Source organism: Devosia oryziradicis (assembly GCF_016698645.1).
GTDB lineage: Bacteria > Pseudomonadota > Alphaproteobacteria > Rhizobiales > Devosiaceae > Devosia > Devosia oryziradicis.
The window spans coordinates 2,799,293-2,812,049 of record NZ_CP068047.1 but is presented as its reverse complement, the minus strand read 5'-3'; the positions used below and the strand labels follow the sequence as shown (position 1 = coordinate 2,812,049).

The 12,757-nt window shown below is 64.0% G+C and carries 12 protein-coding genes; 7 read left to right on the top strand and 5 right to left on the bottom strand.

The features are described 5' to 3' along the window. Positions 1 to 211: 211 nt before the first annotated feature. From JI749_RS14080 to JI749_RS14070, 3 genes are read left to right on the top strand one after another with little or no spacing between them, the layout of a single operon-like run. Complete coding sequence (locus JI749_RS14080) at positions 212 to 1,693, top strand: leucyl aminopeptidase (protein ID WP_201655153.1); 1,482 nt, start codon at positions 212 to 214, stop codon at positions 1,691 to 1,693. Between the two features lie 9 nt (positions 1,694 to 1,702). Next, positions 1,703 to 2,149, top strand: a complete 447-nt coding sequence (locus JI749_RS14075) for a DNA polymerase III subunit chi (RefSeq protein ID WP_201655150.1) — start codon at positions 1,703 to 1,705, stop codon at positions 2,147 to 2,149. Then, positions 2,146 to 2,763, top strand: coding sequence for a YitT family protein (locus tag JI749_RS14070; protein ID WP_201655147.1), 618 nt, complete (start codon positions 2,146 to 2,148; stop codon positions 2,761 to 2,763). Before JI749_RS14075 ends, JI749_RS14070 begins: the two co-directional genes overlap by 4 nt. A gap of 12 nt (positions 2,764 to 2,775) precedes the next feature. Here JI749_RS14070 and JI749_RS14065 read toward each other — a convergent pair whose 3' ends face one another. From JI749_RS14065 to blaOXA, 4 genes are all read right to left on the bottom strand, one after another. Next, positions 2,776 to 3,636 (bottom strand): DUF4344 domain-containing metallopeptidase, encoded by an 861-nt coding sequence (locus tag JI749_RS14065; protein WP_201655144.1) that lies wholly within the window; start codon positions 3,634 to 3,636, stop codon positions 2,776 to 2,778. 121 nt (positions 3,637 to 3,757) lie between these two features. Then, a complete protein-coding gene (locus JI749_RS14060) occupies positions 3,758 to 4,189 on the bottom strand; it encodes a cupin domain-containing protein (protein WP_201655141.1) in 432 nt (143 codons plus the stop codon). Then, positions 4,186 to 6,048, bottom strand: a complete 1,863-nt coding sequence (locus tag JI749_RS14055) for an ABC-F family ATP-binding cassette domain-containing protein (RefSeq protein WP_201655138.1) — start codon at positions 6,046 to 6,048, stop codon at positions 4,186 to 4,188. The genes JI749_RS14060 and JI749_RS14055 overlap by 4 nt, the downstream gene beginning before the upstream one ends. A gap of 142 nt (positions 6,049 to 6,190) precedes the next feature. Then, positions 6,191 to 6,982: a class D beta-lactamase gene (gene blaOXA / locus JI749_RS14050; RefSeq protein WP_201655135.1), complete on the bottom strand. Its 792-nt coding sequence runs from the start codon at positions 6,980 to 6,982 to the stop codon at positions 6,191 to 6,193. A 151-nt stretch (positions 6,983 to 7,133) separates the two neighbouring features. Between blaOXA and JI749_RS14045 the strand changes: the two genes are divergently transcribed. The 4 genes from JI749_RS14045 (at position 7,134) to JI749_RS14030 (ending at position 11,008) form a co-directional block, all read left to right on the top strand. Next, entirely contained in the window at positions 7,134 to 7,490 is a 357-nt protein-coding gene (locus JI749_RS14045) for a hypothetical protein (protein WP_201655132.1), read from the top strand. A gap of 127 nt (positions 7,491 to 7,617) precedes the next feature. Beyond that, positions 7,618 to 8,040 (top strand): nucleoside-diphosphate kinase, encoded by a 423-nt coding sequence (ndk, locus tag JI749_RS14040; RefSeq protein WP_201655129.1) that lies wholly within the window; start codon positions 7,618 to 7,620, stop codon positions 8,038 to 8,040. Between the two features lie 203 nt (positions 8,041 to 8,243). Next, positions 8,244 to 10,190, top strand: a complete 1,947-nt coding sequence (locus JI749_RS14035) for a DEAD/DEAH box helicase (protein WP_201655127.1) — start codon at positions 8,244 to 8,246, stop codon at positions 10,188 to 10,190. Positions 10,191 to 10,198: 8 nt separating this feature from the next. Then, entirely contained in the window at positions 10,199 to 11,008 is an 810-nt protein-coding gene (locus JI749_RS14030) for a hypothetical protein (RefSeq protein ID WP_201655124.1), read from the top strand. On the opposite strand, the gene JI749_RS14025 is transcribed toward JI749_RS14030, so the two are convergent. Beyond that, the gene (locus tag JI749_RS14025) at positions 10,992 to 12,725 is read right to left on the bottom strand and encodes a flotillin family protein (RefSeq protein WP_201655121.1); all 1,734 of its coding nucleotides are present in this window, start codon (positions 12,723 to 12,725) and stop codon (positions 10,992 to 10,994) included. The two genes, JI749_RS14030 and JI749_RS14025, sit on opposite strands and share 17 nt — an antisense overlap. Positions 12,726 to 12,757 lie beyond the last annotated feature (32 nt).

Below are 12,757 nucleotides of genomic sequence, written 5' to 3'. Positions count from 1 at the left end.
GGACCATCGTCCTGTGCCAATTATCGCGTGGCTGGTTGTCATTGCCGGGCCGGACCTTGGTGTAGTTCGTCAAACCAGACAAGCGTCGAGCGCCTCCCACACGGATTTGCCTGTGGGCCTGTTGCGGGATTGACGCGGCCGTCAAACGCCCCAATGTACTCGCCTCGACGCCGCCAACGGCGTTCCTGCCCGATTTGCCCCAAGGCCCTCAATGTCTCAGACCATTTCGATCCATGTCGCCGCCCTTTCCGGCGCTTCGGCACCGCTCACCGTCATTTATGCCGCCGAAGGTGAGGCGCCTGGGGGCGCTGCAGCGCCGGTTTGGGCCGCCACGGGTCTCGACTGGTCTCAGAGCGCCGAAGCCGGTGCGTTCAAGGGCAAGCAGGGCCAGGCGCTGGACGTGCTGGGGGCGCAGGGGAAACGCCTCCTCGTTTTGGGCAGGGGAAAAGCGGGTGCCGATCTGCCGCTCAATGCCTGGACCGACCGGGGCGGCTCGCTGCTCGCCAAGATCGCCGCCACCCGTGCCGCCACGGTCGCCGTGATCGTCGACGAGGCCGGCGTTTCACCCGCCGCAGTCGCTGAACTGGCCGCAGGCCTGCGCCTCCGTCACTACCGGTTCGACAAGTACAAGTCGGCCCGGTCGGATGAGGGCCCGTCCACGCTGACAATAACGTTGCATGTCGCCAATCCGGACGCTGCCACGCAGGCTGTCGCCGACCGCGGTGCCACCGTGTCCGGGACGTTGCTGGCCCGCGACCTCATCAACGAGCCGGCCAACGTGCTCGGACCTGTCGAATTTGCGGCCCGGGCCGCCGAATTGACCAGCCTTGGCGTCGAGGTCGAAATCCTTGAACCCGAGGCGCTCGCTAAGCTCGGCATGGGTTCGCTGCTTTGCGTCGCCCAGGGGTCCGAGCGCCCGGCGCGGCTCGTCGTCATGCAGTGGCGCGGTGGCGATACCGGTGCAGCTCCCTTGGCATTTGTCGGCAAGGGTGTCGTCTTCGATACCGGCGGCATCTCGATCAAGCCGGCTGCGTCGATGGAAGACATGAAAGGCGATATGGGCGGCGCCGCGGCCGTGACCGGCCTGATGCTGGCCCTTGCCACGCGCAAGGCTCCGGTCAACGTCGTAGGGGTGATAGGGCTGGTCGAAAATATGCCGTCCGGCAAATCGGTGCGCCCCGGCGATATCGTAAAGGCGATGAGCGGCACCACGATCGAGGTCATCAATACCGACGCCGAGGGGCGTCTCGTGCTGGCCGACGCGCTCTGGTATACGCAGGACCGGTTCAAGCCAGCCTTCATGATCAACCTCGCCACGCTGACCGGCGCCATCGTGGTCGCCCTTGGCCACGAGCATGCCGGGCTGTTTTCCAACGATGACGAACTGGCCATCAGGCTGCTCAATGCAGGCCTCTCGGTCAACGAAAAGCTCTGGCGCATGCCGCTGGCGCCAGCCTACGACAAGCTGATCGAATCCAAGTTCGCCGATATTCGCAATTCGGTTGGACGTCCTGCCGGCTCCATCACCGCGGCCCAATTCCTGCAGCGCTTCGTCAACGACGTACCCTGGGCGCACCTGGATATTGCCGGCACCGCCTTCGGCGCCGCATCAAGCGAGACCAATGCCTCCTGGGCACCCGGTTTTGGCGTGGCGCTGCTCGATCGTCTGGTCAGGGATTACTACGAGGGCTAGTGTGCCGCCATGGCCGATATCCTCTTCTACCATCTCGAACCCCGTCCGCTCGAAGCGGTTCTTCCCCAGTTGCTGGAGAAGACGCTCGAGCGCGGTTGGCGTGCAGTGGTCGAGGTGGGGTCGACCGAGCGGGCGGAGGCGCTCGATGCCCATCTCTGGACGTATCGTGACGACAGTTTCCTACCCCATGGTTTGGCCGGTGACGACGCTGATGCGCATCAACCGGTGCTGATCACAACAGGAACCGAAAATCCCGGTGGGGCCAATGTCCGCTTCTTCGTCGATCGCGCCGTGCCACAGGCTGCGGAAGGCTATGACCGCATCGTCTACATGTTCTCCGGACACGATCCCGACGCGGTGGCCGAGGCTCGGCTGGCCTGGAAGGCGCTGCGGGACGGCAATGCCGTGACCTACTGGCAACAGGAGGCCGATGGCCGCTGGGTCAAGAAGGCATGACGCCGGACCTTGCCACGCCCAGCCGGCATCGGTTGCACGAAGACATCTTTGCCATGCTCATCGGTACCATGCTGGTGTCGCTCGGTATCGTCTTCTATGCCCAGGTCACCCTTACCACCGGCAGTACGGCCGGCCTGGCGCTGCTCTTGCAGTATGTGACTGGCATTCCGTTCGGCTGGCTGTTCTTCGCCATCAACCTGCCATTCTATGTGTTGGCAGTGCTGCGCATGGGCTGGCCCTTTGCCATCAAGACCTTCGTCTGCGTTGGCCTGGTCTCTTTTTTCACTGCCAACATTCCGCAGTGGCTCGACATAGCCAGCATCGCTCCCCTCTACGCGGCCCTGGTGGGTGGCGGGCTCATGGGGCTCGGCATCTTGTCGCTGTTCCGCCACAAGGCCAGCGTTGGCGGCATCAATATCCTGGCCCTGTTTCTGCAGGAGAATTTTGGCATTCGCGCCGGTTACTTCCAACTCGGCGTGGACGCGGTGATCCTGGTGGCAGCCTTCTTCGTGCTGCCGGTCGATCGCGTGGTCTATTCGATCCTCGGTGCCGTGGTGCTGAACATGATCATCGCCACCAATCACAAGCCCGGCCGGTATGTCGGGTTCAGCTAGGGCAGGCCGCAACTAGAACTTGGACGTCTTTTCCTTGCCGACGCCGGTCTGGCGGGGCACCGGAGCCACCTCGTCGGGCATGCTGTCCTGGTAGAGCTCCATATAGTCGGCCATCAGCTCATAGCAGAAGATGACCTCGATCGTTTCGGGATCATAGAAGGCATTGGCCTCGCCGCACCGCTTGGCATTGAACTGCACCGGCTCACGCAGGCTGTAATTGCTGCGCAATTCGTCGGCGACCTTGTCGAAGACGCCGCTCGAGCGGAAGGCCGCGGCGGCGGCCTCAAGCTGGCCCCCGGCATCGTGATAGGTCACCACCACCTCTGTCCCGCCATTCTTGTGCCCACGACCACCGAGCAGGCCGCGCAGGGAACGGTCGACCGTGTCATAGTCGAAATAGCAGGCGTCCTGGCGGTCGCGCTCCATGCGATATTCGTTGGCAATGGGTCGAAACGCGTCCTCGTCCATCCCCACCATCAGGCATACGATCTGGTAGGCCCGCTGCTTGTCGAGGCTGTGATTGGCCGCATAGTCACTCTCGTCGCCACCGCTGTCATAGGCGATGCCGCTCAGGATCCAGCCTTGTGCCGCATCGGCCAGCACACGGTCGGTCTCCGGCGTCCGCTTGTTGAGCAGGGTCCAGGTGGCCATGTTGTCGGCCGCATCTTCTTCGCGGCCCAGAATGGGCAGGTCCAACTGATGGAACAGCAGATGCGCCACTTCGTGGTAGAGCACGAACAGGCTGTTGTTGGCGGCAAAGCGACGGATTTCGGCGCGTTGTGCCTTGGTCAGGTCCTGCGCCTGGGCGAGACCGGGAATCCACAGCAGGCAGAGCAGCAGGGCAGCAACCAGCTTGGAACCAGGACGACGCATGGCGCACTTTCAGGGACTTTGATCATGCCAGCAAATGGCAACGGCGCGTCACTGTCAACGGGGCGCGATGGCAAGGGTTAGTGTCTCGCCACCAGAACACTCGCGGCACCTTCCCTCGGAGCTAAGCGCCGCCCGGCGACCACCCTTCTTCAGCCAGTTCAAAGCCCGAGAATTCAAAGCCGGGAGCAACCGTGCATCCAACCAGCGTCCATTCCCCCGTGCTTACTGCCGATTGCCACGCCTTGGTGGGCACCACGACCTGCGGGCGTTCGCCGGCGTCGAGTTCCGCGCCAAGCATGTGCTCTTCCACGGTGTTGCCATCCGAGATGCGCAGCCGCAGCGGGGCACCGGCATAGTAGTGCCACACCTCCACCGCGTCGACCCGGTGCCACCGCGAACTGTCGCCGGCCTCAAGCAGGTAGTAGATCGCCGTGGAACAGGCCCGGCCGTCCGTCTTGTCGGTGTCCTCGAAGGTCCGCGCATACCAGCCGCCTTCGGGGTGCCGCTGCATCCCGAGGGTAAAGATCACATCCTTGGCGGCGAGTTTTCTCATGCGCGCTCAGCATCCTCCAGCTCGGCACTCAAGGCCAGCCATTGTTCTTCTGAACTCTCAAGGTCGGCCGCGAAACGCGCCTTGTCCTTGCCAAGCGCGATGACCCGCTCGGGAGCGCCGTTATAGACCTTGGGATCGGCGAGTTGGGCGTCGATTTTGTCTATTTCCACCCGCAAACGGGCGATCTTGGTTTCTGTTTCCTTAACGGACTTCCTGAGCGGCGCGACCTCAGCACGCTTGCTGATTGCTTCCTGCTTGCTGGATTTTTGCTCGCCCTTGGCGTTGCCTTTGCCTTCCTTGGTCGAGGTGATGTTGCGCTGATAGGTATCGAGATCCTCATCGAGCTCGCGGATCGTGCCGCCTTCGGCGATCCAGAGCGTGTCGCAGGTCGCTTCGATCAGGTGGCGGTCGTGGCTGATGATCAGCACCGCGCCATCATAGTCGTTGAGGGCATGCACAAGGGCGTCGCGACTGTCGATATCGAGATGGTTGGTCGGTTCGTCCAGGATCATCATGCCCGGCCCGCCAAAGGTGATGATGCCCATCAGCAGCCGAGCACGCTCGCCGCCGCTGAGATTCTTGGCCTTGGTGTCCATGCGGCTGGTGGTCAGCCCCATCTGAGCCAGCCGGCTGCGGCGCCGGGCTTCATTGTCCAGCGGCATCAGGTCAACCATGTGCTCCAGCGGCGTCCATTCGGGCTGCAGCTTGTCCATCTGGTGCTGCGCGAAGTGGGCGATCTCGAGCTTCTTGCCCTTGCGTAGGGTGCCGTCCATCACCGGGATGTCCCCGGCCAAGAGCTTGGCAAAGGTTGACTTGCCGTTGCCATTGACGCCGACCAGGGCGATGCGGTCATCGGGATCGATGCGCATCGTGACGTTGCGCAGAATCGCCTTGTCGCCATAGCCCGCCGCCACCTTTTCCAGGGTGATCATCGGAGTAGGGGGCTCGTCCTTGGGCGGCTGGAACTTGAACGGCGCCGCATACTCGTCGAACATGGCCGCCGGCGGCTTAAGCTTCTCGATCATCTTCATGCGCGACTGCGCCTGCTTGGCCTTGGTCGCCTTGGCCTTGAAGCGATCGACGAACTTCTGCAGATGCGCGATCTGTTCCAGCGATTTATCGCGGCTCTTGTTGTTGAGCTCCATCTGCATGCGGCGGGTGGTCTCGAACGTGTCGTAATTGCCCTTGTAGAAGGTCAGCTTGCGGTGCTCGAGATGGATGATCGAATTGACAGCCTTGTTGAGCAGATCGCGATCGTGGCTGATCATGAAGACGGTGTAGGGATAGGTAGCCAGGTACTTTTCCAGCCACAGCGTGCCTTCGAGGTCGAGGTAGTTGGTCGGCTCGTCCAGCAGCAGGAGGTCCGGCTGGCTGAACAGCACGCCGGCGAGCGCCACGCGCATGCGCCAGCCGCCTGATAGCTCGTGGGTCGGCGCCAGCTGCCGATCCTGCTCGAAACCGAGGCCTTTGAGGATCGACGAAGCGCGGGCTTCGGCGGAATAGGCGTCGATATCGGCCAGTCGCGTATAGATGTCGCTGATCCGGTGGGGGTCGGTGGCGGTTTCGGCTTCTGCCAGCAGGGCCGTACGCTCCTTGTCGGCGGCCAGCACCACATCGAGCACGCTCTCGTTGCCGGCCGGGGCTTCCTGCGCCACCGCGCCGATCCGCGCTTTTTTGTTGAGTTCGATCGAGCCTGAATCGGCGCCCAGATGACCCTGGATCAGGTGGAACAAAGTCGTCTTGCCCGTGCCGTTCTTGCCGACAAAGCCGGTCTTTGACCCCGTCGGCAACACCACCGAAGCGTCTTCGAACAATTCGCGGCCCTGGATGCGATAGGTGAGGTTGGTGATAGCAAGCATGGTCAGGCAATCTATGAGATTGGCAGGCTTGCGGCTGGAACGGACAAAACCGTGGCAGCGGGCCTGCGACAAAGTGTTCGGCGTTGGATAGAGTTAAGCGACCCTTATGGCAACCGGCATCGCCGATCGTGGCGATGCCGGCCTAGGGAAGGAGCGCCGGAAGATCGGCTAGCAGGCTCTCGCGCACCACGGGCCCGAGATTTTCCGCGCTGCGCTGTGCATCCACCCGCAGCCGCGCGAAGACGACGACACTGTCGCCCCGCTGCGCCCAGCCGACGAACCAACCCAGCGGCCGGTCACGATAGAAATCACCATTGGCGTCGGAAACCCACCCGCTGCCGGTCTTGCCGCTGACCATCCAATCTCCCGCCGTGAAATCCGGCAGGATCGATGCAGCCCATGCCTGTGCCTGCCCATCGACGGGCAGGGCGCCACGTAGCAACCGGCGTACGAAAGCGACTTGTTCGTCGGGCGAAATGGCGAGCGATGTCCCCAGCCAGGCATTGGTCAGCCCATTCTGCTTGCCGGGCGCGCCGGAAACGTCGCCGTTTCCGTAGTCGAGCTCTGCCACATACCGCGCGAAGGCATCCGCGCCCATCAGGCGCGTAAGCTCTCGCGAGTACCACAGCACCGAATCCCGCTCCCAGATTGTCGGGTCGACGGGCTTGTGGTCGCGCTCCGGTGCGGTCAGCCCAGCATGCCATTCCCAGCGTGGGGTCACGTCGTCCACCAGGATGCCGGCGTCATAACCCATCACGGCTAGGGGCAGCTTGAAGGTGGAGAACGGCGCGAAGCGTTGGTCGCAGGTGCCTTCCCTCAGCAACACGTCGCCGCTGCGTCCATCCAGGATTACCGTGCAGGCGACCGGTTCGGCAGACAGGGCCGGCATGGTGATCAGCGCCAGGACGGTGGCGATGCGCAGGCGGTCGAACATGGTGCGAGGTCCCAGGAATTGACCCCCCCGCACTAGCCAAGCCGACATGTCGAAAATGTGGAGCCGCTGGACCAGGCCCGATGGCAAGCGGCCTTGCGGCGTGGCAACATGGCATCGTGGACCATGTGGTCCGCATGAGGGAGAAACAGAAATGCGTCATCTTGTTCTCGCCGGCCTGTTCGCGCTGGCATCATGCGGCTTTGCCGCTGCCCAGGATGTGGGTGGCAGCTATGCTGTCGAAGGCACCAATATCAACGGCTCGCCCTACACCGGCACTGCCGAAATCACGCTGCTCAGCGAAACGACCTGCGCCATCGAGTGGACGACCGGCTCGACCACCTCTTCGGGCATCTGCATGCGCAACGGCAATGCGTTCTCCGCCGGCTATGTGCTTGGCGACGCCGTTGGCCTGCTGGTCTATGAAATCATGGAAGACGGCTCCATGGAGGGTATCTGGACTGTCGCCGGCCAGGACGGTACCGGCACCGAAACGCTGACGCCGCAATAACCCTCCCTATTGCTGAAACCACGTTCGGCGCGCGCCGCCTTGTCGCGGTGCGCGCCGTCTTGTCTCCGTCGCAGTTCGCCGCTACAAGGCGCCACCTTTCCAACAGACCCATTCAAGGATCGACCCAATGGCGCTCGAACGCACCTTCTCCATCATCAAGCCCGATGCCGTCCGTCGCAACCTCATCGGCAAGATCATCGCCAAGTTCGAGGAAGCCGGTCTCCGCCCGATCGCCCTCAAGAAGATCCACATGACGCGTGCCCAGGCCGAAGGCTTCTACGGCGTGCACAAGGATCGCCCCTTCTTCGGTGAACTGGTCGAGCAGATGATCGCGTCGCCCGTCGTTGTGCAGGTCCTGGAAGGCGAGGGCGCCATCCTCAAGAACCGCGAAGTCATGGGCGCGACCAACCCGGCCAACGCTGCCGAGGGCACGATCCGCAAGGAATTCGCCCTTTCGATCGGCGAAAACTCGGTCCACGGCTCGGACGCCCCCGAGACCGCTGCCTCCGAAATCAAGTTCTTCTTCAACGACGACGAGCTCGTCGGCTAAGCGCAGAGGCGCAGCTGAATTGAGAGGCCGCCCGCCGGGCGGCCTTTTGCTTTGTTTGTGCTACAACAGCACCCACCGGGTCATTCCCGCGAAAGCGGGTACCCCTGTTTATCGACGCATCAAAGAAAACGGAGGTTCCCGCTTTCGCGGGAATGACTTCGTGGCATGCGCCAATGATTGGCGGCGCATAGAAAGTCTGAACAATGTCCCTGCCTGAAACCATCCTCCCGCCACTCGCCCGCGCACTCGCCGCCAAGGGCTACGAAACCCTGACGCCCGTCCAGGCAGCGATCATCGAAGACGAGACCGCAGGTCGCGACCTGCTCGTCTCCGCTCAGACCGGCTCCGGCAAGACGGTCGCCTTCGGCATGGCCATCGCGCCGACCCTGCTGGGCGACCTCGATCGCTTCGATACGCTGGGCGCCCCCATGGCGCTGGTCATCGCGCCGACGCGTGAGCTGGCCCTCCAGGTGCAGCGCGAACTCGATTGGCTCTATGCCGAGGCCGGCGCCAAGACGGCCTCCTGCGTCGGCGGCATGGATGCGCGCACCGAGCGCCGTGCCCTTGAACGCGGCGCCCATATCGTCGTCGGCACCCCCGGCCGCCTGCGCGACCACATCACCCGCGGCGCCCTCGACATGTCCGCGCTCCGCGCCGTCGTGCTCGACGAAGCCGACGAAATGCTCGACCTGGGCTTCCGGGAAGACCTTGAATTCATCCTCGACGCCGCGCCGGAAGATCGCCGCACGCTGCTGTTCTCGGCCACGGTGCCAAAGCCGATCGCGCAACTGGCCAAGACCTTCCAGCGCGATGCACTGCGCGTCGCTGCCACCAGCGCCAACGAGCAGCATGCTGACATCGATTACAAGCTGATGCTGGTGCCGGCGGCCGAACGCGAAAACGCCATCATCAATACGCTGCTCTATTTCGAGGCGGTCAACACCATCGTCTTCGCCTCGACCCGCGAGGGCGTGAAGCACCTGTCGTCGCGCCTGCACAATCGCGGCTTTGATGTCGTCACCCTGTCGGGTGAACTCAGCCAGGCCGAGCGGACCAATGCCCTGCAATCCATGCGCGATGGCCGGGCCCGCATCTGCGTCGCCACCGACGTCGCCGCCCGCGGCATCGATCTGCCCAATCTCGACCTCGTCATCCACGCCGACCTGCCGACCAATCCCGATACGCTGCTGCATCGCTCGGGCCGCACGGGCCGGGCGGGTCGCAAGGGTACCTGCGTCATCATCTCGCCGATGCACCGCCGCAACGTCGCCCAGCGCGTCCTCAAGGTCGCCAAGCTCGACGTTTCGATGATGCCGCCGCCCTCGGCCGAGGAGATCGAGGCTCGCTACCGCGAAAGCATCCTCAGCAACGAGATGCTGAGCAAGCCTCTCGCCGAGGAGGAAGCCGAGTTCGTCGCCCAGCTCATCGCGCGCCATTCGGTTGAGGCCATCGCCGCGGCCTATTTGCGCCAGCAACTGGCCGCACGTCCGGCGCCCGAAGACGTCAGCGACGCGCCGGTCTTCGACAAGCCGGGCGACAAGGATCCGCGCACGCGTGAGCGCTTCGAGGGCGGCACCTGGTTCAAGGTATCGGTCGGTCGCAAGCACAAGGCCGAGCCTCGCTGGCTGCTGCCCATGCTGTGCAAGGCTGGGAATGTGACCAAGACCGCCATCGGCTCGATCCGCATCTTCGACACCGAATCCATCTTCGAGGTCGCGGCGCCCAAGGCCGATGCCTTTGCCAAGTCGATCGAGAAGAACGGCTCTGGCGAACGCGGCGTCACCATCGCCCCGGTCGACGGCCCCGGCGAACGCCGCTCCGGCCCGCCGCCGGGCCAGCGGCGTCCACCTGGCCCGATCGAGCGCTACGACCCCAACGCTCCGCGACCTGAGCGCGAAGACCGCAAGCGGCGTTACGGTTCGGCTGGCTTGCGGCCCGACGACCTGGAGGCGGCACCTGCGACCGGCGGTTGGACCCCGACTACAGCGGACGCCGACAAGCCGCGTCCGTCCAAGGTGAGCAAGGCACCGCCGAACAAGAATAAGGGCAAGCCCAAATGGTCTGGCAAACCGGCTGACGGCGTCCCCTTTGCGAAGAAGGAGAAGCCTGCCAGGAAGGACCACAAGTCCAAGCGCAAGCCCCAGATCTGATTGCCCAGATGACCAGCCTGCCGACGATCTTCAGTTTCTGGCATGGGCCGATGAGCTGGCTCGAGGCATTGTCCATTGCCTCGTTCACCCGGCAGGGTCATCGCGTCGAGGTCTATTCCTACGACGCGATACCCGGTCTGCCGGCTGAAGCGACCGCCCGCGACGCCGTCGAAGTGCTGCCACGCGAGCGGCTCGTGTTCTACAAGGGGCGCGGTACGCCCGGCGTGTTTTCGGATTTGTTCCGCATGACCGGCCTGCGCCAGCGTCGCGGGGTCTATGCCGATCTCGACGTCTATTGCGTCCGCCCCATCGCCGGCCCGCCGGACTACCTGATGGCTTATGAACGGCCCGGCTCGATCAATGGCGCCGTGCTGCACATTCCCGCCGAAGCCCCGCTACTGGATGACCTCTTGGGTATCTTCAGTCCCGGTCCAAGGCCGCTGCTCGAGCCACACCTGCCGATCTTCCGACGCCTCGAAGTGGGCGTGCGCCGGCTCTTCGGCGATCCGGTCGCACCCGAGCACATGCAATATGGCGCCACGGGGCCCATGGCCCTGACTTACTTTGTACAGCAGCGCGGCCTTGCCGGACATGTCCTGCCCAGTTCGGCGCTCTATCCTATTCCCTATGAGGGCATACCGACGCTGATGCAGCCCGGCTCCAGCGTCGATGCCGCCATTGGTCCGGACACAATGGCCATCCACCTCTGGCGCAGCCAGCTCACCAACCGGGGCAGGGCGGGCATGCCACTCCCGCCCGCGGGCAGTGCCATGGCCGAACTTTGCGCTCGCGAAGGGATCGCTATTTCTTCCCCTTGATGTCGATCTCGGGCTTGGCCACCGATGTCCCGGTGACGGATGCCGCAAGACCGTCCAGGGTGCCGCCGCTGAGGCCGAGCTCGCTCATCAAGGCATCGATCAGCGGCGCCTGGCTGCGATAGCGCAGGGCGGCAGCAACAGCCTGGTCGGCCAGCCCACCGCCATTGCCCAAGCCGGCGCCTTCGCCGCCGGCCTGGCTTGAGCCGTTGAGCCCATCGACATGCAGGATCTTGATGCCGTCGATATTCTGCATCGGCTTGACGCTTTCGGCGATGATCTGCGGTAGCGCCTCGATCAGCTTGACCCGCACCTGCATGGCGATCTGCTCGGGGCTCAGCGTATTGCTGGCCTCGTTGATCGTCCGCTTGCCCTCGGCTTCCACCTTGTAGGTCGCCGCGGCTGCCTCGGCCTTGAGCTTTTCAGCGTCGGCCGCACCCTTGGCGGTCAATCGCGCCCTTTCCGCATCCGCATTGGCGGCGATCCGCAGCGCTTCGGCCCGGTCGGCCGCCGCCGCCTTCTCGGCCTCGGCCGCCACGGTCACCGAAATGGCCTGCTGCTCGGCCGCCTTGCGGGCTTCGATCAGCTGGATGGCCTTTTCGCGCTCGGCCACCGCAGTCTGGCGCGATGTCGTGACTTCTTCGGCTGCCTTGGCCGCCACGGCACGCGCCTCGTCGGCCGCCGCATCGGCAACCGACTTCTCCTTGCTCTTGACTGCGACGGCGATGTCGCGCGCCTGCTCGGCGAGGGCGATCTGCTTGGCCTTCTCCACCGCGGCCGCCTCCACCGCCAGGGCCGTGGCGATCTCGCGTTCCTGCACCACCTGGTTGGAGGCGATGTCGGATTCGCGCACCATCTGCGCCGCCAGGATGCGCGCTTGCTCTGCTTCGCGCTCGCGCTCCGATTGCTGCTGCTTGATCAGCGCCGACTGCTCGGCCATGCGCACCTGGATCTCGCGCTCCTGCTCGAGACGGGCAAATTCCTTGTCGCGGGCGATCTGGTATTTCTGCGCTTCTGCCTCAAGATTCTTGCGCTCGATGAGGACCTGCGTTTCCTGCTCGATATCGTTGCGCGTCTTGCGGCGTTCTTCGATCGCCTGCGTCAGCTTGGTGAGACCTTCCGCGTCGAACGCATTATCCGGGTTGAAGAATTCGCGGTTTGTCTGGTCCAGGCCGGTCAGCGACACCGATTCCAGCTCAAGCCCGTTCTTGAGAATGTCTTCCGATACCGCCGCCTGCACCTTCTGCACGAAGCTCACGCGCTGTTCGTGCAGTTCTTCCATCGCCATTTCGGCTGCCACGGCGCGCAGCGCGTCCACGAACTTGCCTTCCACCAGCTCCTTGAGGGCGCCCGGCTCCATGGTGCGCCGGCCAAGCGTCTGCGCGGCATTGGCGATCGATTCCACTACGGGCTGCACCCGCACATAGAATTCGGCCTGTACGTCCACGCGCATGCGGTCCTTGGTGATCAGGGCCTGGTCGGCGGCGCGGCGCACTTCGAGCCGCAGCGTGTTCATGTTGACCGGGATCTGCTCATGCAGCACCGGGAACACCAGCGCACCACCATTCATGATCACCTTCTGCCCGCCGAAGCCGGTGCGCACGAAGCTGACTTCCTTGCTGGAACGCTGATAGAGGCGCGAAAACACCATGCCGATGGCGAACAGCGCCACCAGGATTACGGCGATCATGATCAGGATATCGTAGAGGGACTGGGACACGGGGCTGAACTCCTGGATCGGGGTTGGCGGCG

Coding starts and splice junctions, on each gene's coding strand:
- JI749_RS14045 (WP_201655132.1), top strand. CDS start 7,134: ATGCGTCATCTTGTTCTCGCCGGCCTGTTCGCGCTGGCATCATGCGGC.
- JI749_RS14030 (WP_201655124.1), top strand. CDS start 10,199: ATGACCAGCCTGCCGACGATCTTCAGTTTCTGGCATGGGCCGATGAGC.
- JI749_RS14065 (WP_201655144.1), bottom strand. CDS start 3,636: ATGCGTCGTCCTGGTTCCAAGCTGGTTGCTGCCCTGCTGCTCTGCCTG.
- JI749_RS14055 (WP_201655138.1), bottom strand. CDS start 6,048: ATGCTTGCTATCACCAACCTCACCTATCGCATCCAGGGCCGCGAATTG.
- JI749_RS14075 (WP_201655150.1), top strand. CDS start 1,703: ATGGCCGATATCCTCTTCTACCATCTCGAACCCCGTCCGCTCGAAGCG.
- ndk (WP_201655129.1), top strand. CDS start 7,618: ATGGCGCTCGAACGCACCTTCTCCATCATCAAGCCCGATGCCGTCCGT.
- JI749_RS14080 (WP_201655153.1), top strand. CDS start 212: ATGTCTCAGACCATTTCGATCCATGTCGCCGCCCTTTCCGGCGCTTCG.
- blaOXA (WP_201655135.1), bottom strand. CDS start 6,982: ATGTTCGACCGCCTGCGCATCGCCACCGTCCTGGCGCTGATCACCATG.
- JI749_RS14035 (WP_201655127.1), top strand. CDS start 8,244: ATGTCCCTGCCTGAAACCATCCTCCCGCCACTCGCCCGCGCACTCGCC.
- JI749_RS14070 (WP_201655147.1), top strand. CDS start 2,146: ATGACGCCGGACCTTGCCACGCCCAGCCGGCATCGGTTGCACGAAGAC.
- JI749_RS14060 (WP_201655141.1), bottom strand. CDS start 4,189: ATGAGAAAACTCGCCGCCAAGGATGTGATCTTTACCCTCGGGATGCAG.